Here is a 23977-nt window from a genome sequence, read left to right on the forward strand (position 1 = left end):
CGACCGGGGTTCGCTACCGCAACACGCCGGGCGAAATCCGGTTCGGCGCGTCAGCTTCCGGGGCGGTCGTCCTCGGCGGGACCGAAGGCGCGGCGGGCCGACCGCGTCGACACGACACCCATCGCCACGACGGCCACCACGATGCCGACGAGTGCGACGACCAGCCCGACGACCGGCGTGGGACGGACCGCCACGACGACGATCGCGGTGACGAGCAGCACGACGGTCGCCGTGCCGACGGACATCAGGGCGTGACGGCCGAAGGAGAAGTCTCCGCTCGACCGGCCGCGCCGCGGGTCGGTCACAACGAGTCGACCCAGTTCTGCAGCAGCTGCGCGCCGGCGTCGCCGGACTTCTCCGGGTGAAACTGGGTGGCCGACAGCGGACCGTTCTCCACGGCGGCGACGAACCGGCTGCCATGCTCGGCCCAGGTCACCTTCGGCGGGGCGAGACGCTCGGGAGCATCCAGTTCCCACGTGCGGGCGGCGTAGGTGTGGACGAAGTAGAAGCGGGTGTCGGCGTCCATGCCGGCGAAGAGCACCGAATTGGCGGGAGCCTCGACGGTGTTCCAGCCCATGTGCGGCAGCACCGGCGCGTCCAGACGCTCGACCGTGCCCGGCCACTCGCCGCAGCCCTCGGTCTCGATGCCGTGCTCGACGCCGCGTTCGAACAGGATCTGCATGCCGACGCAGATGCCGAGCACCGGGCGTCCGCCGGCGAGGCGGGTGCCGATGATCTTGTCTCCGCCGACGCTGCGCAGGCCCCTCATGCACGCGTCGAAGGCGCCGACGCCGGGGACGACGAGTCCGTCGGCGGCGAGCGCGATCTTCGGGTCGGCGGTGACCTCCACGTGCACGCCGGTACGGGCGACCGCCCGCGTGGCGGAGTGGAGATTGCCCGAGCCGTAGTCGAGGACGGCGACCGTGGTTGCGCTCATGATGTCGATTCTATGTGGTGGGACGGGGACGTTCCGACGGCCCGGCCAGTCGGGCCAGCAACGGCAGCGCCGGAACCAGGACGGCGGCCGCGGCGAAGGCCGCGGAGTATCCGGCCACGGCTGCCACCGCGCCGAGGGCGAACGACCCCGCACCCGTGCCGGCGTCGAAACCGATGTTCCAGGCGGCGCTCGCCGAGCCGGTGTTGCCGGCCCCGGCGCGCCTGAACGCGACGAGCAGCGCCTCGTTCTGCACGACACCGAAGCCGAAGCCGAAGGCGATCGCGGCGACGATCAGCAGTATCGCTCCCCCTCGGTCGTCGGCGACGAGTGCGAAGGGAATCATCGCCAGCCCCGCCAGGCCGAGACCGACGGGCAGCAATTTGCCGGCGCCGATCCGGTCGGCGACCGAACCGGCCGCGTACCGTCCGATCAGCGAGGCCGCGCTGAGCACGGCCAACGCCGCCGCGACGGGCAGACCGGCGACCGCGATACGCAACAGCGAGGTGAGACCGCCGTAGGCGATCGCACCCGCGCCGACCGCGACCAGCGGGAACAACAGCACGACCGGAGGCACTCGTCGCGCCGTCCGGGATTGTTTCGCGGTCAGCCGTGGCAGACGGATCGCGGCGAGCAGACCGGCGGACGAGATGATCGCGCCGAGCACGAACACCGGCGTGGTGGAGAACCGCTCGGCGATCGCCAGCCCGGCGGGCAGACCGATCGTCTGGGACGCGGCGATGGCGATGCCGAGCATGCCGGTGGCCCGGCCGAGCAATCGCGGCGGCGCGAGTTCGCCGACGAGGGCGGCCGCCGCCACGGTGATCATGCCGAAGCCGATACCGCGCAGCGCGGAGATCCCGAGCACGGCCGCCGGGGCCATCGACACGAGGAACAGCAGCGACGGCGGCCCTAGGAACAGGCAGCCGGCCACGAGCGTCGCGCGGTGACCGAACGCGCGCAACAGTCGCGGCATCGCGAGCTGGGTGAGGACGGTGGTGAACATGAACACCGCCGTCACCGACCCGGCGAGCATGTCGCTGCCGCCGGCCTCGGCGATCGCCCACGGCACGACCGGCAGCAGCAGCGAGAAGCCGCCGAAGGCCGCAGCGGACGTCGACCACGCCGGGATCAGACCACGAACGGTGAACAGTCCTTGTTGTTCCGCCACGTCAGAGCAGCCGGAAGACGCCCGCGGCGGCGGCCAGCACGGTCAGAGCCAGCAGCACACCCGCGAACAACGTGTTGCGCGCCTTCCACATCGACCACGTTCCGCCTGCCGCGAATCCGGCCACGATGAAGCACAGGTAGGTGAGGACGACATCCATATGTCAGAGACTGCCCTTCGTCGAAGGGATGCCGGTCACACGCGGGTCGGGTTCGACGGCCTCGCGCAGCGCGCGGGCGACCGCTTTGAACTCGGCCTCGGTGATGTGGTGCGGGTCGCGGCCGTAGAGCACCCGCACGTGCAGGGCGATGCGGGCGTGGAAGGCGAACGACTCGAACACGTGCCGGTTGATCACCGTCGAGTAGGGCACGCCGGGATATCCCCCGATCACCGAGTGCACCATGTAGTCGGGTTCACCGGTGAACACGCAGTAGGGACGGCCGGAGACGTCGACCGACGCGTGCGCGAGGGTCTCGTCCATCGGGATGAAGCAGTCGCCGAAGCGCCGGATGCCGCGCTTGTCGCCGAGGGCCTGACCGAAGGCCTGGCCGAGGACGATGGCGGTGTCCTCGACGGTGTGGTGGGCCTCGATCTCGATGTCGCCCTGCGCCTGCACGGTGAGATCGAACGAACCGTGCTGGCCGAGCGCGGTGAGCATGTGGTCGTAGAACGGGATCCCCGTGGAGATCTCGGTGCGGCCGGTCCCGTCGAGGTCGATCTCGACGGTGATGCTCGATTCCTTGGTGGTGCGTTCGACGCGCGCGATGCGGTCGCTCATCGGGTTTCCTCGATTTCCGTGGCCGCGAGCTTCTCGCTCACTCGCAGCAACTCGTCGTTCTCGTGGGTCAGGCCGATCGTGGTGCGCAGGTAGCCGGGGATCCCGACGTCGCGGATGAGTACACCCTCGTCGAGATACCGCTGCCAGGTGGCAGGGGCGTCCGCGAAGCGGCCGAACAGGATGAAGTTGGCGTCGGAGGGGATCACGTCGTAGCCGAACCGGGCGAGTTCGGCGGCGACGCGGTCGCGCTGGGCGGCCAGTTCCGCAACCGACGCGAGAGTTTCGGCGGCGTGCCGCAGGGCCGCACGCGCGGCGGCCTGGGTGATGACCGACAGGTGGTAGGGCAGGCGCACGAGCAGCAGCGCGTCGATCATCGCGGGGGCTGCGGCGAGATAGCCGAGCCGTCCACCGGCGAAGGCGAACGCCTTGCTCATCGTCCGCGAGACGACGATCTTCGTCGGGTACTCGTCGATCAGCGACAGAGCGCTCGGCTGCGAGGAGAACTCGACGTACGCCTCGTCGACGATCACGATGCCGGGGGCGGCGTCGAGGATCACCCGCAACTGGTCGAGCGGGATGCTGTGTCCCGTCGGGTTGTTGGGGCTGGTGACGAAGACGACGTCGGGCCGCCGCTCGCGCACGGCGGCGGCGGATGCGTCGACGTCGAGGGTGAAGTCGTCGCGCCGGTAGGTGGCCAGCCACTCGGTCTGGGTGCCGTCGGCGATGATCGGGTGCATCGAGTACGACGGCACGAAGCCCATCGACGTGCGCCCGGGGCCACCGAAGGCCTGCAGGAGCTGCTGCAGGATCTCGTTGGAACCGTTCGCGGCCCAGACGTTCTCGACGCCGAGGGCAACACCGGACGCCTTCGTCAGATAAGCGGCGAGGTCGGTGCGCAGCGCGACCGCGTCGCGGTCGGGATAGCGGTGCAGCTGCGTCGCCGCCTCACGCACGGCCTCGGCGACGTCGTCGACGAGCGCCTGCGTGGGCGGGTGCGGGTTCTCGTTGGTGTTGAGCTGGACGGGCACCGTCAGCTGCGGTGCACCGTAGGGCGACTTGCCGCGCAGATTCTCGCGCAACGGCAGGTCGGCGAGGGTGATGCGGGAGCCGGGGATCTGGGTCACTTCAGCGCCTCGAATCGCAGACGGACGGCTTCACCGTGGGCGGGCAGGTCCTCGGCGTTCGCGAGGGTGATGACGTGACCGGAGACGTCCTTCAGGGCCGCCTCGGTGTACTCGACGACGTGGATGCCGCGCAGGAAGGTCTGCACGCTCAGGCCCGACGAGTGCCGGGCGCAGCCGGCGGTGGGCAGCACGTGGTTCGATCCGGCGCAGTAGTCGCCGAGGGAGACCGGCGCCCACGGCCCGACGAAGATCGCGCCCGCCGACCGGACACGCGCGGCGACCTCGGAGGCGTTCTCGGTCTGGATCTCGAGGTGCTCGGCGGCGTAGGCGTTGACGACCTTCAGGCCCTGCTCGATGTCGTCGACGAGGACGATGCCGGACTGGCTGCCGGACAGCGCGGTGGTGACGCGCTCGCGGTGCTCGGTGAGCTCGAGCTGCGCGGCGAGCGCGGTATCGACGGCGTCGGCGAGGTCGGTGCTGGTGGTGACGAGCACCGAGGCGGCCATGACGTCGTGCTCGGCCTGACTGATCAGGTCGGCGGCGACGTGCACCGCGTCGGCGGTGTGGTCGGCGAGGATCGCGATCTCGGTGGGACCGGCCTCGGCGTCGATGCCGACGACCGCGCGGCACAGCCGCTTGGCGGCGGTGACGTAGATGTTGCCGGGGCCGGTGATCATGTCGACCGGGGCGAGTTCGGCGCCGTCGGTGTCGGTGCCGCCGTAGGACAGTAGTGCGACACCCTGTGCGCCGCCGACGGCCCACACCTCCTCGACGCCGAGCAGGGCCGCGGCGGCGAGGATCGTCGGGTGCGGCAGTCCGCCGAAGTTCTTCTGCGGCGGCGAGGCGATGACGAGCGATTCGACGCCGGCGGCCTGCGCCGGCACGACGTTCATCACGACCGACGACGGGTAGACCGCGTTGCCACCCGGCACGTAGAGGCCGACGCGTTCGACCGGCACCCAGCGTTCGGTGACGGTACCGCCGGGGACGACCTCGGTGGTGACGTCGGTGCGGCGCTGGGCCGCGTGCACGACGCGCGTGCGCGCGATGGCCTCCTCGAGAGCGGCACGGACGGCGGGGGCGAGTTCGGCCAGCGCGCGGCCGAGTTCCGCGGCGGGAACACGTACCGAGGCGGGGCGGACCCCGTCGAACTTCTCGCAGTAGTCGAGCGCGGCCTCGGCGCCGCGATCGCGGATGTCGTCGACGACGGGACGGACCTGATGGAGCACCGCGTCCACATCCACTCCGCCGCGGGGCAGTGCGCCCCTGAGCTCCGCAGTGGTGGGAGTACGACCGCGCAGGTCGGTGCGGGCAAGCATGAGGTGTCCTCTCTCGTCGAACAGGGGTCACCTTCTACTATCTCGCATCGAGTGGTGACGTTCGAAGTCGCGCCCGCGTGAGGATGCTCTCGACACGGATCACCGTGCTTATGCTGACGGCATGGACGAGGACGAGTCGCGCCCGAGCACGTTGGGCGAATTGATCCGCCGCCAGCGTGAGCTCGCAGAACTGCCCATGCGTCAACTCGCGGCGATGGTGGGCATTTCGAATCCGTACCTGTCGCAGATCGAGCGGAACCTGCGGGCGCCGAGCGAGCGTGTGCTGCAAGCGATCGCCGAACAGTTGCACCTGTCAGCGGACACCCTCGCGACCCACGCGCAGGCCGACGACGGAGCGGAGTCCGCGGTCCTGCGGGCGATCCGCGAGGATCCCGACCTGACCAATCCCCAACGGCGTTCGCTCGAGGAGATGTACGAGGCGTTCCGTGAGGTCACCGTCGCGCGCCGTCGGCGTGGTGGAGGACGCGAACCCGACGAGAAGTGAGCATTCTCACAATCGGTACCGAGTGCGTTCGTGCGCCACCCAGCGTCCGAGGTCAGCCCGATTTCGTCGCCTCATCGACGAACATGCAGGTAGCACGTACCTGGGGGTAAGGTGCGCACCTTTCTCGGCGACGTCACCATCGGCTCCGGACCATTCACCCAGTTCTGGAGTTGCTCGGTGCTCAACCATCTGCAGAAGAAGCTCACCTCCTCCCTCGACCCGATCGGGTGGGGACCGGCCGTCGCATCCGTCGCCGGCCGTGCAGTGAAGAATCCGCGGGCCGTGGCCGGCGCGACCACGGAGTACGCCACCCGCCTGGCGAACATCCCGGCAGCGGCGACACGCGTGTGGAACGCCGCCGATCCGCAGCCCCCGGTGCCGCTGGATTCGAAGGACCGCCGGTTCTCCGATGCCGCCTGGAAGGAGAACCCGGCCTACTTCTCGCTGCTGCAGAGCTATCTCGCCACCCGCGAGTACGTCGAGGATCTCGCCGACGCCGGCTCGGGCGATCCCGTGCAGGACGGCAAGGCCCGCCAGTTCGCGAACTTGATGTTCGACGCACTCGCCCCCTCGAACTTCCTCATCAACCCGGGTGTGCTCGTGCGCGCGCTCGACACCGGTGGCGCGAGCCTGTTCCGCGGCGCGAAGTACGCCATCGAGGACGTCGTGCACCGGAAGGGCCTGCCGCTCAAGGTCGACCGCGAGGCGTTCACCCTCGGCGAGAACATGGCCGCGACCCCCGGCAAGGTCGTCTTCCGCAACGACCTCATCGAGGTCATCCAGTACGCCCCCCAGACCGGTGAGGTGCACGAGATCCCGATCCTGGCGGCGCCACCGTGGATCAACAAGTACTACATCCTCGATCTCGCGCCGCAACGCAGCCTCATCGAGTGGGCCGTGCAGCACAACCGCACCGTGTTCGCGATCTCGTACCGCAACCCGGACGAGTCGATGCACGAGATCACGATGGACGACTACTACCGGCAGGGTGTCGCGGCGGCTCTCGACGCCGTCGAGGAGATCACCGGATCCTCGCGTATCGAGGTGCTGTCGATCTGCCTGGGCGGCGCGATGGCGGCGATGGCCGCGGCCCGCATGGGCAGGCTGGGCGACAAGCGGATCAGCGCGTTCACGATGCTCAACACACTCCTGGACTACAGCGAGGTCGGCGAGCTGGCACTGCTGACCGACCCGGCCACACTCGACCGCGTCGAGTTCCGGATGAGCAAGCAGGGCTTCCTCTCCGGCAACGAGATGGCCGGCAGCTTCGACATGATCCGCGCGCGCGATCTGATCTTCAACTACTGGGTGTCGCGGTGGATGAAGGGCGAGAAGCCCGCCGCCTTCGACATCCTCGCGTGGAACGAGGACAGCACCCGCATGCCGGCGAAGATGCACTCGCACTACCTGCGGTCGCTGTACGGCCGCAACGAGCTCGCGCGCGGCGTGTACGAGCTCGACGGCGAGGTCCTCGACCTGTCGGACATCACGTGCGACACCTATGTGGTGGGCGCGATCAACGACCACATCGTGCCGTGGACGTCATCGTATAAGGCCACGGGCCTGCTCGGCGGGTCGGTCCGGTACGTCCTGACCAGCGGCGGCCATGTGGCCGGCGCGGTCAATCCCCCCAACCCGAAGGCCTGGTTCGAGGCCGTCGGCGCGCCCGACGGCGAGAAGCTGCCGACGCTGCCCGAGGACCCGAAGGCGTGGTCGGAGAAGGCCACTCGCACCGCCGGGTCGTGGTGGGAGGACTGGACCGCATGGTCGACGAAGCGCGCCGGTGAGCTGGTCGCTCCCCCGGCGATGGGCAGCGCGCAGCATCCGCCGCGGTGCGATGCCCCGGGAACCTATGTCTTCGAGTGACGTTGCGCGTTAGCTATCATATTGCTAACCTGCTAACAGCGCTGATCCGAGCGCACCCCACAGGGGAAGCCCCGCTCCTGTCACGAGCGCCCACGGAAGGTACACACCATGACCGCACCGACCAAGACCACCGCCGCCAAGGCCACCGATGCCGCAGCCAAGGCGACCGAAGCCGCCACGAAGGCCGCCGCCGAGGCCACCGCAACGGCCCAGCAGTCGGCCGAGAAGCTGACCTCGACGGCCGCTGCGGTTGCCGACAAGGCCGCGACCGAGTTCACCAAGACCGTCGACGAGGCCACCGAGCGCTTCCAGGAGTTCAACGCGAAGTTCGTCGACGCCGCGAAGCAGAGCGGAAACCTCGGTGTCGACACCTACGAGAAGGCCGTCTCGAGCCTCCTGGATCTGCAGGAGAAGGTCGCCGACGCCACCCCCGTCGAGTGGGTCGCCGATCTCGCCAAGGCGCAGGTCTCCTTCGCTCGCGAGCTCACCACCACCGTCATGAGCACCGCTCGCGACCTGCTGAAGTAATCGTCGACTCACTCGATGCAGTCGATACCGAACACCCCATCAGCGGACGTTCTCCGGTGCAGTGCATGCTGACACTGACACCAGCCCGGATCGCCGCGGCCCCGTTTCGTCTCGGGACCGCGGCGATCGCCGGCTGGAGCGGCTATCTCGCCGGCCTCGTACGACGCGGCGCCACGCCGTGCACGCTGATCTCCGACGCGAACCGGTACAGCCGCGCCCTGACATCGGCCACGCCGCCGCGCTGGACCACGGACTGGCCGGTCGTGCGCCGGTGGCCCCTCGGAGGTCTGCGTGATTGCAGCACCTCCGACCCCGCACGCGACGAGATCCCGACGCTGCTGTTGCCGCCGCAGGCGGGCACCCATTCGTGCATCGTCGACCATTCCGCCGACCGCAGTCAGGTCGAAGCCCTCCGAGCCGGTGGCCTGACCCGCCTGCACTGTCTCGACTGGGCGCCCGCGACCCTCGCGACGGACGGCTGCTCGATCGACGAGCACCTGGCGGTCGTCGCCGAGGCCGTCGACCATCTCGGTGGCCGGGTGAACCTGATCGGCGACAGCCAGGGCGGGTGGCTCGGCACGGTCTACGCGGCGTTGCATCCCGAGCGCGTGCACTCGCTGACCGTGGCGGGAGCACCCATCGACTTCCACGTCGACCAGCCGGCGTTGTCGGTGCTGGCCCGCGCGCCCCACGGTGCCGCGGCCACAACGATCGACTTCTGGTACGGGGCGGCTCGGACCGTCGGAGTGCCGACCACCGATCCGATCGGTGAGATCGAACGAGCGATGACGCTGCTCGCCCTGCTCCACGATCCCGACGAAGTGGCGCGCTGGGAGGCCGAACGGCACTGGTTCACGTGGAAGCAGGAGATCCCTTCGGCCTTCCGCGCGTGGATAATGCGCCACCTGTTCGTGGGCAACGAACTCGTCGCCGGCAGCATGAAGGCCGAAGGACGCGTCGTCGATCTCGCGGCCGTCGACTGCCCGGTCCATCTGATCGCCGGCTCCGCCGACCCGATCGCGACTCCCCGGCAGGTCACCACGCTCGCGGAGTACGTATCGACCTCGCCGCAGAGGATCACCACCACCGTCGCCGACGCCGGTCACATCGGGCTGTTCATCGGCCGCCGCACCCTCACCGAAGTGTGGACGCCGCACGCCCGCCGTGTGGCGGCGACGTCCTGACTCATCCCGGGCCGTTCGGCGATGCGGCGCGCCGATTCTCGAAACGGCACGGTCAGTCGTTCCCGGCGTCGTCCTCCCCGCTCTCCTCGTCGTCGACCTCCACCCGGACGCCGAGGGCGGATTCCAGCGCCTCGAGTTCCTCGTCGAAGCGATCGAGCAGCCAGACGAGATCCGGGACCGTGCGACCGCACGCCGTGAGACCGAAGGCGATCTCGTCGTCGGTGCTCGTGCACGTGATGTTCAGCGCCTGCCCGTCGACGGGCACCGACAGCGGATACAACGCGTCGACGCGCGCACCGTTCCAGTACAACGGCGCATCGGGACCCGGCACGTTCGAGACGATCACGTTGAACGGCGGCCGCGGCAGCGCCCGGTTGCCGGTAAGTACTCCCACCGCCAGAGGCGCCACACCCACCGCGCTCGTCGCGAGACGACCGAGCTTCGACATCGAGTTCATCGCGTGCTTGCCCTCGATCATCGAACCACGCACGCGCGCAAGACGTTCTACCGGATCCACGCACTGCGTCCCGAGCGTGCACATGAGAATGCCGATCTCGTTGCCCGACGAGCTCCTGCTCTGACGCAACGAGACCGGGACCATCGCCACCAGCGAATCCTCCGGCAGCGCATCGTGTTCGGAGAGATACGCCCGCAACGCCCCACCGGACAGTTCGAGGACGACGTCGTTGAGCGTCGCGTCGGCCGCCTTGGCCGCCATTCGCAGTCGCTCGATCGGCCAGGATCGGGCCGCGAATCTGCGCGATCCGGAGATCTTCCGGTTGAGGATCGTGTTCGGAGCGCCCAGCGACAACGAACCACCGCGATTGTGCAGGGCACGGTCGACGGTGCCGACGAGCGCCGGAACCAGAGCGACCGCCTCGGACACGACGTTCACTGCATCGTTCACCGCACCGGTCGCCGCGCGGACGGCGGCGCCGGGGAACCCGATCGCGGTACCCATCACCGAGCGGCTCGACGACTGCGCGTCTGCGACCGCCCACGGGGCCGGCATGTCGGTGCGGCCCGGGTCGGTGCTGAGCGCACGGCGCAGCAGGCGCATCGCCCCCACTCCGTCGGCGACCGCGTGGTGGATCTTCACGTAGAGGGCGTAGCGACCGTCGGCCAGCCCTTCGATCAGGTGCATCTCCCACAACGGGCGGGTGCGGTCGAGCAGCGACGCGTGCAGGCGGGAGACGAGTTCCCACAGATCGTCCATCGTGCCCGGGGACGGCAGCGCGTTGAACCGGACGTGGTAGTCGATCGAGAAGCGCGGATCGTCCTCCCAGGCCCACTGCCCGAGGGTGAACAGCGAGCGGGTGGGCCGCTTGCGCCACAGCGGCCCGGCGGGTTCCTCCCGGGCGAGCGCCTCGGCGAACATCGACTTCAGGTCACTCGCGTCCTTGCCCTCCGGCGGCTGGAACAGCAGGAGACCGCCGACATGCATCGGGTGGTCGCGCGACTCGCCGAGCAGGAACATCGAGTCGGTCGGTGACATCGGTAACCGCATCGTGTTCTGTCTTCCTCCCCCACCCGGCACCGGCGACAACCGGAGCACCGCCCCTACGTGACCGGTACCGGCACGTCGATGTGCTGTCAGTTCTACCCCAGAAAGCGCACGTGCGGGGACCGTCTCACCGACGGATGTTCCGGTGGCGCGTCCGATTCATCCGTGCCGCGACCTGCGACCTACACGCTCACATGTCGAGGCCGAAGTCCAGGACGGTCACAGAGTGGGTGAGCGCACCCACCGCGAGGAAGTCGACGCCCGTGCGCGCGTAGTCCGCGGCGACATCGAGGGACAGGCCGCCGGAGGATTCGAGTCGTGTCTGCGGCGCGTGGGTGTTGCGCCGCTGCACCGCGATCTGCGTCTGCCACAGCGGGAAGTTGTCGAGCAGGATCAACTCGACGTTCTCGGCGAGCACCTCGTCGAACTGTTCGAGGGTGTCGACCTCCACCTCGCACGCGATGTCGGGGGCATGCTCGCGGACGGCTCGCAGCGCCGCGACCACCGAACCGGCCGCCGCGACATGGTTGTCCTTGATCAGCGCCTCGTCGCCGAGCCCCATGCGGTGGTTGACGCCGCCACCCATCCGCACCGCGTACTTCTGCAGCGCGCGCATTCCCGGCAGTGTCTTGCGGCTGTCGCGGATCTTCGCCTCGGTGCCCGTCACCGCATCGACCCAGTGCGAGGTCGCCGTCGCGATGCCCGACAGGTGACACAGGAGATTGAGCATCGTGCGCTCGGCGGTGAGCAGGCCGCGGGTCGGCGCCTCGACGGTCAGGACCGAATCCCCGGGCAGCACGCGCTCGCCGTCGGACCTGCGATCGAGCACGCGGTAGTGATCGGCGCCGATGACCTCGTCGAGGACGAGCAGACCGACATCGAGACCGGCGAGGGTGCCGGCCTGCCGCGCGACCACCGAGGCAGTGGCGACGGCGTCGGCGGGCACGGTGGCGTCGGTGGTGACGTCCGCTCCGTAGCGTAGATCCTCGTCGAGCGCCTTCCGGACCAGCTCGCGGGTCTCGGCGAGGTCGAGTCCGTCGGGCAGAGCGGTGGTCATCTCAGTTGACTCCTGTCAGTTCCGGTGTGGTGAAGGACAACTTGCCGTCATCGTCGATGCGCAGTTCGAGGCTGCGTGCCTGCGTCGGGTCGGTGTCCGGACGGTCGCTGCGGGTGTGGCATCCCCGCGATTCGGTGCGGCGCTGCGCCGCGAGCAGCAGGGCCCGCGCGGTGACGGTGAGGGCCGAGTCCTCGAGCCGATCGGCGTCGGTACAGCTTGCTGCGACGCTCATCCTGTCGAGTTCGACTGCGGCAGCGGCCAGTCCGTTCGCGTCGCGCACGACCAGCGCGTGCCGGGTCATGAGCTGCTGCAGCACCGTCCGATCACAGACGGCCGAGGCGACGGCGGGAATGCCGTCGGTCTCGACACGCGTTCCGGCCCGTTCGATCGCCGCGGCCATCCCCGCGCGCTCGCCGAGGACGAGCCCTTCGAGAAGGCTGTTGGAGGCGAGCCGGTTCGCGCCGTGCAGGCCGGTACGTGCCACCTCACCGGCCGCGTACAGACCGGGAATGCGGGTGCGGCCGTGCACATCGGTCACGACACCGCCGCACGAATAGTGCGCGGCGGGAGCGACCGGCAGCAGATCACGGGCCGGATCGAGACCGGCGTCGGCACACATCGCCGTGATGGTCGGAAAACGCGTGGCAAAGCCGTCGAGGTGACGGGCGTCGAGGTACACGTGATCCTCACCGAGTGCAGTGAGTCGCTCGGCGATGGCCCGCGAGACGACGTCTCGGGGTGCGAGGTCGCCGAGCGGATGCACACCCTCGGTGATCGATCGGCCGCGGGAGTCGACCAATCGTGCTCCCTCCCCGCGCACTGCTTCGCTGATGAGCGGCCGACGTCCGGTGCCGCCTTCCGCGAACAGCACGGTCGGGTGGAACTGGACGAATTCGAGGTCGGCGACACCGGCGCCGGCGGCCAGGGCCAGCGCGATGCCGTCGGCCGTGGCGCCGGGCGGATTCGTGCTGCACGCGTACAGCTGCCCGAGGCCACCGGTCGCGAGCAACACGGCCGGGGTGTGGACGACGCCGAACCCGCGCTCGTCGAGGACGAGCAGTCCGGTGACGCCCCGCGCATCGGTGAGGATCCGGGCGGCAGCGGCGCCGAACAGGACGGGCAGACCCGCCGCGCCGAGGGCGCGCTGGACCGCCGTGCCGAGGGCGCGCTGAACTTCGGCGCCGGTCGCGTCGCCACCGGCGTGGATGATGCGGCGGGTGCTGTGCCCACCCTCGCGGGTGCGGGCGATGTCGCCGTCTCCGGCGGTGTCGAACACCGCTCCGAGGTCACGCAGGGCGGTGACGGCGTCGGGGCCGGCGGTGACGATCGAGCGCACCGCGTCCTCGTCGCACAGTCCTCCGCCCGCGGCGAGGGTGTCGGCGACGTGGGCGTCGACGCTGTCGCCCACCGGCGCCACCACGGCGATGCCGCCCTGGGCGTACTGGGTGGCCGTGTCGGTGGGGCCCCCTTTGCTCACCATGAGCACCCGTGCGCCGCGCCGGGAGGCCGCGCGCGCGGCCGTGAGACCGGCGACGCCACCCCCGACGACCACCAGGTCGGCGTGGTCCTCCCACGCGACCGTGATGGCGGTGGTCACTCGCCGCTGCCCGGGTTGCCGATGGCGATCATGCGCTGCACCGACAGGCGTGCCCGCTCGGCGACGTCGGCTGCGACGTGGACCTCGTCGCGTCCCTCCTGCAGGCAGCGCAGCAGCGCGGCGGGCGTGATCATCTTCATGTAGGGGCACGACGCCCGGTCGTTGACCGCCTGGAAGTCGATGCCGGGCGCGGCCTTGCGGAGCTGGTGCAGCATGCCGACCTCGGTGGCGACGAGGACCTGCTTCGCGCCGGTCTCCCGGGCGGCGTCGATCATCCCGCCGGTGGACAGGATTCTGACCTTGTCGTCGGGCACGAAGCCCTCCCCGGCGAGATACAGCGCCGAGGTGGCGCAACCGCACTCGGGGTGGACGAACAGGTCGGCGTCGGGGTGCGCCTTGGCCTGCGCGGCGAGCTCGTCGCCGTTGATGCCCGCGTGCACGTGGCACTCCCCAGCCCAGATGTGCATGTTCTCGCGACCGGTGACGCGCTTGACATGGGCGCCGAGGAACTGGTCGGGCAGGAACAGCACCTCGCGGTCGGGGTCGATGGACGCGACGACGTCGACGGCGTTCGAGGACGTGCAGCAGATGTCGGTCAGGCCTTTGACCTCGGCGGTGGTGTTGACGTACGAGACCACCACGGCGTCGGGGTGGTCGGCCTTCCACTCGCGCAGCTGGTCGGCGGTGATCGAGTCGGCGAGCGAGCAGCCGGCGCGCTCGTCGGGGATGAGCACCGTCTTGTTCGGGCTGAGGATCTTCGCGGTCTCGGCCATGAAGTGCACGCCGCAGAAGACGATGGTGTCCTCCTCGGCCTCGGCGGCGATACGCGAGAGCGCGAGCGAGTCGCCGACGTGGTCGGCGACGTCCTGGATCGCGGGAAGCTGGTAGTTGTGCGCGAGCAGCGTGGCGTTGCGCTCACGGGCCAACCGGCGGACCTCCTCGGCCCACTCCGGCGTCGCCTCGACGCCCGTGTATCCGCCGGGGCCGTCGACGATGGTGGCGGCTCCCGCCCACTCGGTCGTGGTCATGGCCTAGCTCCTTCGAGGGTGTCATCCCGGCGGGTTCTACCGGAATTGCCGTATTCGAGGTTTTCGACTTAGGATCGAAAACATGACACATGGTAACACCCGTCACGAAGTGCTCATCGCCGTGTTCCAGGTTCGCCGCTTCCCGGACGCCTCGGGAGCCCTCCGCGAGGAGCCCGAACTCGGGGTGCTGCTGTGGCAGCGGGCCCTCGATCCGCAGGTCGGCACGTGGTCGCTCCCCGGCGGCCAACTACGCAACGACGAGGACCTCACGACGTCGGCGAGACGGCAACTGGCGGAGAAGGTCGACGTCCGCAAGGTCGCGCACCTCGAACAGCTGTCGGTCTTCTCCGACCCGGATCGGGTGCCGGGACCGCGCACGATCGCGTCGACCTATCTCGGTCTGATCCCCCTCACCTCGGATCCCCAGCTGCCGTCCGATACGGCCTGGCATCCGGTCTCGGACCTTCCCGCGATGTCCTTCGACCACGGGGTGATGGTGGCGAACGCCCATGCGCGCCTTGCCGCGAAGCTGTCGTACACGAACATCGCATTCGGCCTCGCACCGGCGGAGTTCTCGATGTCCACGCTGCGCGACATCTATTGCGCTGCATTGGGTTACGAGGTGGATGCCACCAATCTCCAACGGGTGCTGGCGCGCCGGAACGTGCTCACCCGCACCGGCAACACCGCACCGTCCGGCAAAGCGGGAGGTCGCCCCCCGGCGCTCTACCGCTTCACCGATTCCAGGCTGCGCGTGACGGACGAATTCGCCGCCCTGCGACCGCCGGTGTGAACCTCCCGGAGGAGATCAGAAAGGCCGTCCCATGATGACCTCGAGCAACTGCAGCGGCATCGTCAGGAAGGCCGACCCGACGAACAGCGCCGAGCGCAGCGGGTCGCCCGCCAGATAACCTTCGCGGATCCATTCCAGAACATCGACCGAACCCATGCTGCCCCTCCCCTGATCGTCATGTGATTCCGACGTGTTTGTCGGACAAGAGGAGTCGCGCGTTACATGCTCGAAGACGGGATGCCCTCGGCCGAGCGCGTCAGGCCGGCGAGGACGGTCTCGACCAGTGTGCGGACGTAGTCCTCCGACGGGGGTTCGCCGGTGGTCGACCATTTCTGGGCGACAGGCGCGAACAGCATGTCCACGGCGACACCGAGATCGAGGTCGTCCGGCAGTTGCCCCGCACTCTGCGCGGCCCGAAGCCTGGCCTTCTTCATCTCCCGCATCGGCGCGTCGAGGCGGTGTTCGTATTCCGCTGCGAGTTCGGGGTCTTCGAGTACCGCCACGGTCAACGCTCGCAGGGGGACGGCGAACGTCGGATCACGCAGCTCCGCCACGGTGGCCTGCAGCACCGCGACGAGGTCCGCGCGGAGGTCGCCGGTGTCGGGCAGCGCGGCCTCGTCTCCGGCATCGCCCTGCGTGTGTGCCAGATACGCGTCGAGGAGGACGGCTCCTTTCGACGGCCACCAGCGATAGATCGTCTGCTTCCCCACGCCGGCCCGGGCGGCGATCGCCTCGATACCGAGTTTCGAGTAGCCGACCTCGGCGACCAGGCCGAAAGCGGCATCGAGGATCGCTTTCCGCGAGGCGGGGTTCCGCCGGGAGTGTCCGGTTTCGGGGCGTGGGGGCATGGGACGACGATATCTCATCGAGACGAGACGTTGCGTCTTGACAGGCGTCCTCCGGAGGGTCATCCTCGAATGAACGAGACGGACCGTCTCGTCTCACTCAGGAGATATGCATTGAAGACCCAACCGACGACCGCGTCCCCCGCCACCCCCGGCGTCCGTCCCCGCACCTGGTTGATCACCGGCGCGAGCCGCGGCCTGGGCAGGGAGTTCGCCCGTGCGGCGCTGTCGAGAGGCGACAACGTCGTGGCCGTCTCCCGATCGATCGAATCGGCCGATCTCCCCCGGGATCCGGAACGTCTCCTCCGACTCCCGGCCGACGTCACCGATCGCACGGCGGTGTTCGCCGCTTTCGACACCGCCCGCGAGCATTTCGGAGGCCTCGACATCGTCGTCGACAACGCGGGCACCATGGCCTACGGATTCGTCGAGGAGTTCACCGAGGAGCAGGCGCGTGCACAGTTCGAGACGAACTTCTTCGGAGCGATGTGGGTCAGCCAGGCCGCCATGGCGGCCTTCCGGAGCCGAGGACGCGGGCATCTCGTGCAGATCTCGAGCATCGGGGGCGTACTGAGCGGGCCCGGCACAGGGCTGTACAGCGCGAGCAAGTTCGCCCTCGAAGGACTCAGTGAAGCCCTGGCCGTCGAGGCCGCGCATTTCGGCATCGACGTCACGATCGTCGAACCGGGCGGCTACCGGACCGATCTCTACACCACCATGACGGTGAGCACTCCGCGATCGGACTACGACTCGCTGCGAGCCGAGATCGAAAAGCAGAGCGCGTCCACGAGCATCGACAGCCACCCCGCCCTGGCCGCGCGGGCACTGCTCGAGGTCGTCGATGCCGACCGGCCACCTCGACGCATCGTCCTGGGCAATGCCGTCCTGGATGCGGCCGTGGCCGCCACCCGGGAGAAGATTGCCACCTGGCTCGAGTGGGAGTCGGTGAGCCGTGCCGCGGAAGATGCCGTACCGGCATTGGAATCCGTGAGTGGGGAGCGATCCGCGATCTAGAATGGGCAGATCGTGTGTCGGGCGGACCCCAGGTCAGGTGATCCCATGAACGTCGACGACATCTGGAACACCATCGACGAGCAGCGCGCACGAACTGCAGACCTGCTGGAACAACTGACCGAGGACGAGTGGCGCCGGCCGTCGCTGTGCGAGGGCTGGACCGTGCGCGACGTCGCCGCGCACCTCACGTTGCAGCAGCTCACCGTGGTCGATTTCGTCCGGATGGTCGTGCGTCATCGCGGCGGGGTGAACACGATCATCCGCGAGTCCTCTCGCGACCGTGCCCGGCGACCGACGCAGGAGTTGATCGCCGACCTCCGGGGAATGATCGGCTCCCGGCGGCACAATGTGGGCATCACCCCGCTCGAGGCCATGATCGATCTGCTCGTCCACGGTCAGGACATCGCGGTGCCGTTGCAGCGCGACCTGCCGATGCCACCGGATGCCGCGGCGGCGGGGGCCAGTCGGATGTGGTCCACCCGCGGCACCGGGAAGGCCCGGGTCTTCGCCGACGTCCCGCTCGACGGATTCCGTTTCAGCGCAACCGATACCGAGTGGTCCTCCGGTTCCGGACCCGAGGTGCGGGGACCGATCTCCGCGATCCTGCTGCTGCTCGCCGGCCGTCGTGCGGGGTTGTCCCGATTGGAGGGCGACGGCGCCGAGGAACTACGCCGGCGGGTCGCGCACGCGTGATGGGACGATGGGTGCCATGAGTGCCGACTCCCGCGTCCTGTGGACCATCGGCCACTGGACGTGTCCGCAGTCCGTCCTGCTCGACACGCTGACCTCGGCCGACATCGAACTCGTCGTCGACGTGCGGAAGATGCCCGGTTCGCGCCGCAGCCCGCAGTTCGACGCCGACGAGATGCCGTCCTGGCTCGACAGCGCCGGGATCGGCTATCTGCACCTCACCGAACTCGGTGGCAGGCGCCCCAAGCAGAAGGGCATCGATCCGGCCGTCAACGCGGGCTGGAAGAACGCGAGTTTCAAGAACTACGCCGATTACACCCTCACCGACGACTTCGAGGCCGGATTGGAGCGCCTTACCGAACTGGCCGAGCATCGGCACGTCGCGATCATGTGCGGCGAGCCGATGCCGTGGCGCTGTCACCGACTGTTGATCGCGAACACCCTCGCCGCACGGGGATGGACCGTCGTGCATCTCGTCAACAACGCGAAGCCGCGACAGCACGAACTGGGACAGTGGGGCGCGACGCCGTCGGTGGGTTCCGACGGGATCGTGACCTATCCTGCCGAAGAACGTGAGCTCCCGTAGCGTTCCGAGCCTCGCAGAGGCCCGCGTGCTCGCCCCGCCCGGGAGACAGCGACAACACGCATCATCCGAGATCCCGTGAGTAGTGCACGGCGAGGGCTTCCGCCCCCGACGGAGTGACGGTCCGGGTTCGGTCACCGCGGATGTAACCACACCGCTCGAGCACGCGCTGTGATGCTTCGTTCTCGGGGAGGGTGCGCGCGGTCAGGCGAAGTAATCCGCTGCGCCGCGCGAGCTCGGCCGCAAGTTCGAGTGCATCGGCAGCGAGCCCTTCCCCACGACCGTGCGGATGCAACCAGAATCCGACTTCTGCCTCCTCGTCGGCGATGTCGAACAACACCAGGCTACCGGCAAAGCGATCGGTCTCCGGATCGGCGATCGTCAGTACGGCCAGATCTCCGCGCTCCAGCCCGTGCCGAATCGCGCCGTCTATCAACGCTGCGACGGACGCTTCCGTATACGCCGGTTCGGGCAGGTGCGCGTACCGGCGCACGAGTGGATCTGCCGTCCCGGCGGCGTAGGCGGCCGCGTCGTCGCCGATCATCGCCCGCAGCTGTGCTCGGTCGTTGCGTAACGGCAGCAGTCGAGTATTCAGCATGCACACGAAGTTACATCGTTCGGTCGCCGTAACTTTCGCGAATCGGTCGCGCAGTCGGCCCGGCACGATCCGAGACGCGCCACGGTAGGTCAGCGTTGTTCGCTCATCACCGAGTCGACGGTCCCGTGGCGCGAGCACCGTGCCCACCACCCGTCCGGCGCGATCTGGACGATCATCCGGCGACCGCACTGCGCGCAGAAGCGCGGCGGTTCGAGCCCGAGTTGCACTGCTGTGGAACGGGTTCGGATCGTCCCGTCGACGATCGCTTCGCCGGTGAACGGATCGAACATCAGATCGTCTCGCCGAGGGCCTTGATCGGCATCTTGAGTTCGCCGAGCAGATCGAGGTCGGTCTCTGCCGGTCGGCCGAGCGTGGTGAGGTAGTTGCCGACGATGACGGCGTTGATCCCGCCGAGGATCCCCTTCTGCGCGCCGAGGTCGCCGAGCGTGATCTCGCGGCCACCGGCGAACCGGAGGATGGTGCGCGGCAACGCCAATCGGAAGGCCGCCACCGCCTTGAGCGCCTCGGTGGCGGGCAGCACCTCGAGATCCCCGAAAGGGGTGCCGGGGCGCGGATTGAGGAAATTCAGCGGCACCTCGTCGGGTTCGAGCGCCGCGAGGTCGGCTGCGAATTCGGCTCGCTGCTCGACGGTTTCACCCATTCCGAGGATGCCTCCGCAGCACACCTCCATACCCGCCTCGCGGACCATGCGCAGCGTCTCGAAGCGCTCCTCCCAGGTGTGGGTGGTGACGACATTCGGGAAGTGCGAGCGGGCGGTCTCGAGGTTGTGGTTGTAGCGGTGCACACCCATCGCGACGAGTCGGTCGACCTGTTCCTGGGTGAGCATGCCGAGCGAGCACGCGATCTGGATGTCGACCTCGTTGCGGATCGCCTCGATACCGGCCGCGACCTGCGCGAGGAGGCGTTCGTCGGGTCCGCGTACGGCCGCGACGATGCAGAACTCGGTGGCTCCGGTCTTGGCGGTCTGCTTCGCGGCCTCGACGAGCGACGGGATGTCGAGCCGGGCGGCCCGCACCGGGGAGGCGAACAGGCCGGACTGCGAGCAGAAATGGCAGTCCTCTGGGCAGCCACCGGTCTTGAGGCTGATGATCCCCTCGACCTCGACCTCCGGTCCGCACCACGCCATGCGCACGTCGTGGGCGACCGCCAGCAGGTCGTCGATGCGATCGTCCGGCAGCTGCAGGACCTCGAGGGTCTGGTCGCGGTCGAAACCGATGCCGCGACGGAGCACCTGGTCGCGAGCGATGTCGAGGATGTCGGTGCGGGCGGGCTCCTGGGTCACTGCCGTCTCCTGGGGTGGCGAGAACTTGAACATCGTTCAATTGAACAGCGTTCAGGTTAGGGCGAAGCGTCCGATAGTGTCAAAGGCACGAATCCTTCGGTTCGGATCCCCGGTGGCGCGGTACCGCCGCGGGCAGTGGGAGAAGCGGGAGCAGAAGAGCAGTGCAGTTGCGACGCGGCGACGTCCTCGACGGCGCCATGGCGATCCTCGACGAGTACGGGCTCGGCGACCTGACGATGCGCAAGCTCGCGTCGTCGCTCGGCGTCCAGCCCGGTGCGTTGTACTGGCACTTCCCGAACAAGCAGACCCTGCTCGGCGCCATGGCGGACCGCATCCTCGATGGTGTCGACGAGCCGCCCGCGAGCGATGTCTGGGACGACGCCCTCTCCGAGCTGGCGCACCGTTTCCGCGCCGCGCTGCTCGCCCATCGCGACGGCGCCGAACTCGTCGCCTCGAGCTACGCCTCCCGGCTGACCACTTCCCGGGCCCGCGACGCCTTCGTGGCCACCGCCGAACGTGCGGGTCTGTCCCGGGCGTACGCAGAACTGACCGGCTACGCGCTGCTGCACTACGTGCTCGGCCACACCGTCGACGAGCAGTCCCGCGCGCAACTCGAGCAACTCGGTGCGCTCACGCGCGCACCTCTCTCCCCCGATGTCGCGACCGAACAGCCGGCCGAGGCCGACGACGACCTGCTCGACGGCGACCCCGCCGTCCGGTTCGAATTCGGTCTGCGGTTGTTCGTCGACGGCATCCGCGCACGTCTGGAGACCCGTGCGACATCCTGATCCCGCCGTTCCTGTCGGACCCGTCTCCTACCTTCGACGCTCGTGACCGCCCCCTGGACCCTCCAGCAGATCAACGCCGTCGCGCCCGATCCGTCCTCGATGACGGCTGCGCGCGGCGTCGCCTCCGCATGGCTCGAGACCGGTCACGACACCACCGCCCTGTGGGGACTGTGCCGCGGACGCGGCACCACGCCGTACCGCACGGCGATCGACCCGAGCGCTCCCGCCTACACGTGCACGTGCCCGAGCCGGAAGCTGCCCTGCAAGCACGCCCTGTCACTGCTCGTGCGCTGGTCCGAGGGTGCCGTGCCGGCCGCGCAGGCGCCCGACTTCGTGACCGGATGGCTCGCCGCCCGCATCGCGTCCACCACACTTCCCGCACCGGCGGACGAGCCGGTCAAGGCGCCCGACCCTGCGACCGCCCGGCGTCGCGCCGAGCGGGTCGCGGCAGGACTCGACGACCTCGACCGCTGGCTCACCGACCGCATCCGGCACGGCCTCGGGGCGGTGGATCACGGCTACGACATCTACGAGGCGATCGCTGCCCGCATGGTGGATGCCCAGGCTCCCGGCGCGGCGTCGGCACTGCGCGCTCTGGCCGCCGTCGTGAACGACGAAACCGATTGGCCCGCCAGGCTGCTCGAAGAGTATGCGCGCCTGCACGTCATGGCCGTGGCGTACCGGCAGCGCGACGAGCTGCCGAGGCCGCTCCTGCGTGCGCTGCAGACCCATCTCGGTTTCGGCACCCGCAGCGAGGAGGTCCGCGCCGAACCGGCTGTGCGCGACCGCTGGCAGGTCCTCGCCGTGCGCGTCACCGAGGAGAGCCGGATGTTCAACCGCAAGACGTGGCTTCGGGGGAGGTCGAGCGGACGCTGGGCGATCCTGCTCGACTTCGCTCATGGCACAGCGCGTTTCGCCACGCCCCTCCCCTTCCCCGGTTCGCTGGTCGACGCCGATCTGCACTTCTACCCCGGCGCGGCCCCACTGCGAGCCGTACTCGGCCGGCAGCACGGGGAGACGGAGCCGTTCACGACCCTGCCCGCCACCGGACTCGACGCTGCGCTGGACGAGTACGCCCGCATGCGCGGAGCAGATCCGTGGTTGCGCACCTGGCCCGTCCTGCTCGACGCGGTCACTCCCACCGACAGCGAGGACGGCTGGTACGTCGTCGACCCGTCCGGACGGGCACTGCCGCTGGCCGGTGACGACGACAGCCGCTGGCGGCTGCACGCCGTCGCGGGAGGCCGTCCCGTGACGGTCTGCGGCGACTGGGACGGAACCGCTCTCGCTCCCGTCTCACTGTTCACCGGAGGACAGGTGATGACCTGGTGACCGCCTTGCCCGAATCGCTGACGGCCGCAGCACTTCTCGGAACGGCACGCTCCGCTCCGGAGTTCGGCGCGCTGCACACGGCCGGTGCCGCGGGCGAACTCGCCGGAGACCCCGCCGCGACACTGCTCGCCGCTGCCGCCCTGGAGGCGACCTTCCTCACCGCCGCGACCGTGCCGGTGATCCGCGAGCTGCCGTCGCCGGCCCCGGACGACGACCGTCCCGTCCTGCCCGGCGCGGCTGCTGAACGCCTGCGCGCGCTGCTCGCCGTCCGCTCCCCGCTACTCGACGAATGGTTCGAGGTGGCGGCCCGGCTCCGCGCGTCGCACGACATCGTGGTCGACCTGTTGATCGTCGCGACCACCGACGCGGTGCACCGCGACCGGCTGATCGCTCTCACCGGCGCCCGCGGGCGCTGGGTGGCCGCGCGCCACCCGGAATGGGCCGATCTGCTGCCACCCGACCCGCTCGACGACACGCCCTGGCACGTCGGTCCGCCCGCCCGGCGACGCCGATGGTTCGAGGTGCTCCGCGCACACGATCCGGCCGCGGCGACAGCCACGCTCGCGGCGTCATGGGGTGCGCAGACCGCCGCCCAGCGGGCCGAGCTCGTCGCCCTGCTCGCGGTCGGTCTCGGCCCGCACGACGAGGACCTGCTCGAGCGCGCCCTCGACGACCGTAGCCGCAAGGTTCGCGCCGTCGCGCTCGACCTTCTTCCCCGCCTCCCCGACTCCGCGTTCGCGCGACGCATGGCCGAACGAGTGCGGCAATGGCTGCTCGTCGACGGCTCGACCGTCACCCTCGCCGTCCCCGAACGGCCGGACGAGAGCGCACTCCGCGACGGTCTCTCCGACGGTCCGGCCCGCGATCTGCTGGTGGCGGCAGTCGCGGCCGCTCCGCTGTCGGTGTGGCGCGAGCACGTCGGAGACGGGGTGCTGCCGGAGTTCGACGTCGACGACGCCCTCCGCACGGCACTGACGAACGCGTGGGGCCGCGCGGCGGTCCGGCAACGCGACAGCGGATGGGCCGCGGCGTTGCTGCGACGCGACGGCACCGGCGACACATCGGTCGCCCGGGTCGTACCTCGCGACATCCTGCTCACGCACCTGCGCGAGGCGTCGCCGCCCGCGGTTCTCGACGACGCGTTGCTCGCCGCGCTCCCGGCGCCGTGGCCGCGCGATGTCGCCGAGAAGGTGCTCACCGCGCTGTACACGAAGCTGACGACCACCCGTCTGGTGCGCGACGTCCTGACGCTGCTCGCCCACCGGGCACCGTTCGAGCTGGCCGATCTGCTGGCCGACGCCGCGAACCGCACCGACGATCTCGGTCGCCTGCACCTGTTCGCGAGCGCAGCCGACACCCTGACCCTCCGCAAGACGATCCACGAGGAGCTGAGTTGACCGACTTCGAGTCGACCCCTGCAGTTGTCGGCACCGACGAGG

Annotated in this window: 27 protein-coding genes; 11 read left to right on the top strand and 16 right to left on the bottom strand. The window is 69.4% G+C overall.

The window, feature by feature from the left end; translation table 11 throughout:
- Nucleotides 1–50: 50 nt before the first annotated feature.
- The 7 genes from K3M35_RS06565 to hisD are packed head-to-tail and all read right to left on the bottom strand — an operon-like array spanning nt 51 to nt 5323.
- Nucleotides 51–305 (bottom strand): hypothetical protein, encoded by a 255-nt coding sequence (locus K3M35_RS06565; RefSeq protein ID WP_220666171.1) that lies wholly within the window; start codon nt 303–305, stop codon nt 51–53.
- Nucleotides 302–937, bottom strand: coding sequence for an imidazole glycerol phosphate synthase subunit HisH (gene hisH, locus K3M35_RS06570; protein WP_220666172.1), 636 nt, complete (start codon nt 935–937; stop codon nt 302–304). Before hisH ends, K3M35_RS06565 begins: the two co-directional genes overlap by 4 nt.
- A gap of 10 nt (nt 938–947) precedes the next feature.
- The gene (locus tag K3M35_RS06575; protein WP_220666173.1) at nt 948–2105 is read right to left on the bottom strand and encodes an MFS transporter; all 1158 of its coding nucleotides are present in this window, start codon (nt 2103–2105) and stop codon (nt 948–950) included.
- 1 nt (nt 2106) lies between these two features.
- Complete coding sequence (locus K3M35_RS06580; RefSeq protein WP_016696019.1) at nt 2107–2262, bottom strand: hypothetical protein; 156 nt, start codon at nt 2260–2262, stop codon at nt 2107–2109.
- A 3-nt stretch (nt 2263–2265) separates the two neighbouring features.
- Nucleotides 2266–2880: an imidazoleglycerol-phosphate dehydratase HisB gene (hisB, locus tag K3M35_RS06585; protein ID WP_006554074.1), complete on the bottom strand. Its 615-nt coding sequence runs from the start codon at nt 2878–2880 to the stop codon at nt 2266–2268.
- Complete coding sequence (locus tag K3M35_RS06590) at nt 2877–4004, bottom strand: histidinol-phosphate transaminase (protein WP_220666174.1); 1128 nt, start codon at nt 4002–4004, stop codon at nt 2877–2879. The genes hisB and K3M35_RS06590 overlap by 4 nt, the downstream gene beginning before the upstream one ends.
- Entirely contained in the window at nt 4001–5323 is a 1323-nt protein-coding gene (gene hisD / locus K3M35_RS06595; protein WP_006554076.1) for a histidinol dehydrogenase, read from the bottom strand. The genes K3M35_RS06590 and hisD overlap by 4 nt, the downstream gene beginning before the upstream one ends.
- A gap of 121 nt (nt 5324–5444) precedes the next feature.
- On the opposite strand from hisD, the gene K3M35_RS06600 reads away from it, so the two are divergent.
- From K3M35_RS06600 to K3M35_RS06615, 4 genes are all read left to right on the top strand, one after another.
- Complete coding sequence (locus tag K3M35_RS06600) at nt 5445–5828, top strand: helix-turn-helix domain-containing protein (RefSeq protein WP_006554077.1); 384 nt, start codon at nt 5445–5447, stop codon at nt 5826–5828.
- A gap of 111 nt (nt 5829–5939) precedes the next feature.
- Nucleotides 5940–7694: an alpha/beta fold hydrolase gene (locus K3M35_RS06605; protein WP_308257063.1), complete on the top strand. Its 1755-nt coding sequence runs from the start codon at nt 5940–5942 to the stop codon at nt 7692–7694.
- 108 nt (nt 7695–7802) lie between these two features.
- Entirely contained in the window at nt 7803–8222 is a 420-nt protein-coding gene (locus K3M35_RS06610; RefSeq protein WP_220666175.1) for a hypothetical protein, read from the top strand.
- Nucleotides 8223–8287: 65 nt separating this feature from the next.
- Nucleotides 8288–9406, top strand: a complete 1119-nt coding sequence (locus tag K3M35_RS06615) for an alpha/beta fold hydrolase (protein ID WP_220666176.1) — start codon at nt 8288–8290, stop codon at nt 9404–9406.
- Between the two features lie 52 nt (nt 9407–9458).
- Here the strand turns inward: K3M35_RS06615 and K3M35_RS06620 are convergent, their stop codons facing one another.
- From K3M35_RS06620 to nadA, 4 genes are all read right to left on the bottom strand, one after another.
- On the bottom strand, nt 9459–10901 hold the full coding sequence (locus K3M35_RS06620) for a wax ester/triacylglycerol synthase family O-acyltransferase (RefSeq protein WP_259443686.1): 1443 nt from the start codon (nt 10899–10901) through the stop codon (nt 9459–9461).
- Between the two features lie 199 nt (nt 10902–11100).
- Nucleotides 11101–11967 (bottom strand): carboxylating nicotinate-nucleotide diphosphorylase, encoded by an 867-nt coding sequence (gene nadC / locus K3M35_RS06625; protein WP_064061493.1) that lies wholly within the window; start codon nt 11965–11967, stop codon nt 11101–11103.
- Nucleotide 11968: 1 nt separating this feature from the next.
- Entirely contained in the window at nt 11969–13564 is a 1596-nt protein-coding gene (locus K3M35_RS06630) for an L-aspartate oxidase (protein WP_064061494.1), read from the bottom strand.
- Nucleotides 13561–14592, bottom strand: a complete 1032-nt coding sequence (nadA, locus tag K3M35_RS06635) for a quinolinate synthase NadA (RefSeq protein ID WP_019289717.1) — start codon at nt 14590–14592, stop codon at nt 13561–13563. The genes K3M35_RS06630 and nadA overlap by 4 nt, the downstream gene beginning before the upstream one ends.
- Nucleotides 14593–14674: 82 nt before the next feature.
- On the opposite strand from nadA, the gene K3M35_RS06640 reads away from it, so the two are divergent.
- The gene (locus tag K3M35_RS06640) at nt 14675–15385 is read left to right on the top strand and encodes an NUDIX domain-containing protein (protein WP_033097632.1); all 711 of its coding nucleotides are present in this window, start codon (nt 14675–14677) and stop codon (nt 15383–15385) included.
- A gap of 15 nt (nt 15386–15400) precedes the next feature.
- Here K3M35_RS06640 and K3M35_RS06645 read toward each other — a convergent pair whose 3' ends face one another.
- Together K3M35_RS06645 and K3M35_RS06650 are read right to left on the bottom strand one after the other, a co-directional pair.
- Nucleotides 15401–15541, bottom strand: coding sequence for a hypothetical protein (locus K3M35_RS06645; protein ID WP_006554085.1), 141 nt, complete (start codon nt 15539–15541; stop codon nt 15401–15403).
- Between the two features lie 62 nt (nt 15542–15603).
- The gene (locus K3M35_RS06650) at nt 15604–16233 is read right to left on the bottom strand and encodes a TetR/AcrR family transcriptional regulator (protein ID WP_220666178.1); all 630 of its coding nucleotides are present in this window, start codon (nt 16231–16233) and stop codon (nt 15604–15606) included.
- Between the two features lie 111 nt (nt 16234–16344).
- On the opposite strand from K3M35_RS06650, the gene K3M35_RS06655 reads away from it, so the two are divergent.
- From K3M35_RS06655 to K3M35_RS06665, 3 genes are read left to right on the top strand one after another with little or no spacing between them, the layout of a single operon-like run.
- On the top strand, nt 16345–17244 hold the full coding sequence (locus tag K3M35_RS06655) for an SDR family NAD(P)-dependent oxidoreductase (protein ID WP_064061496.1): 900 nt from the start codon (nt 16345–16347) through the stop codon (nt 17242–17244).
- Nucleotides 17245–17289: 45 nt separating this feature from the next.
- The gene (locus K3M35_RS06660; RefSeq protein WP_220666179.1) at nt 17290–17937 is read left to right on the top strand and encodes a maleylpyruvate isomerase family mycothiol-dependent enzyme; all 648 of its coding nucleotides are present in this window, start codon (nt 17290–17292) and stop codon (nt 17935–17937) included.
- Between the two features lie 16 nt (nt 17938–17953).
- Nucleotides 17954–18520 (top strand): DUF488 family protein, encoded by a 567-nt coding sequence (locus tag K3M35_RS06665; protein WP_217579697.1) that lies wholly within the window; start codon nt 17954–17956, stop codon nt 18518–18520.
- A gap of 61 nt (nt 18521–18581) precedes the next feature.
- Here K3M35_RS06665 and K3M35_RS06670 read toward each other — a convergent pair whose 3' ends face one another.
- From K3M35_RS06670 to bioB, 3 genes are all read right to left on the bottom strand, one after another.
- On the bottom strand, nt 18582–19115 hold the full coding sequence (locus K3M35_RS06670; protein WP_064061498.1) for a GNAT family N-acetyltransferase: 534 nt from the start codon (nt 19113–19115) through the stop codon (nt 18582–18584).
- Nucleotides 19116–19204: 89 nt separating this feature from the next.
- The gene (locus K3M35_RS06675; protein ID WP_006554091.1) at nt 19205–19405 is read right to left on the bottom strand and encodes a hypothetical protein; all 201 of its coding nucleotides are present in this window, start codon (nt 19403–19405) and stop codon (nt 19205–19207) included.
- Nucleotides 19405–20418, bottom strand: coding sequence for a biotin synthase BioB (bioB, locus tag K3M35_RS06680; protein ID WP_064061499.1), 1014 nt, complete (start codon nt 20416–20418; stop codon nt 19405–19407). Before bioB ends, K3M35_RS06675 begins: the two co-directional genes overlap by 1 nt.
- Before the next feature lie 161 nt (nt 20419–20579).
- Between bioB and K3M35_RS06685 the strand changes: the two genes are divergently transcribed.
- Genes K3M35_RS06685 through K3M35_RS06695 form a run of 3 tightly spaced genes read left to right on the top strand, consistent with a single transcriptional unit; the run spans nt 20580 to nt 23935 of the window.
- Entirely contained in the window at nt 20580–21206 is a 627-nt protein-coding gene (locus tag K3M35_RS06685; RefSeq protein ID WP_064061500.1) for a TetR/AcrR family transcriptional regulator C-terminal domain-containing protein, read from the top strand.
- 42 nt (nt 21207–21248) lie between these two features.
- On the top strand, nt 21249–22538 hold the full coding sequence (locus tag K3M35_RS06690) for an SWIM zinc finger family protein (RefSeq protein ID WP_064061501.1): 1290 nt from the start codon (nt 21249–21251) through the stop codon (nt 22536–22538).
- Nucleotides 22535–23935 (top strand): DUF5691 domain-containing protein, encoded by a 1401-nt coding sequence (locus K3M35_RS06695; RefSeq protein WP_064061502.1) that lies wholly within the window; start codon nt 22535–22537, stop codon nt 23933–23935. The genes K3M35_RS06690 and K3M35_RS06695 overlap by 4 nt, the downstream gene beginning before the upstream one ends.
- The last annotated feature ends 42 nt before the right edge of the window (nt 23936–23977 follow it).

It is taken from the genome of Rhodococcus sp. DMU2021 (assembly GCF_019641445.1).
Lineage (GTDB): Bacteria > Actinomycetota > Actinomycetes > Mycobacteriales > Mycobacteriaceae > Rhodococcus > Rhodococcus pyridinivorans.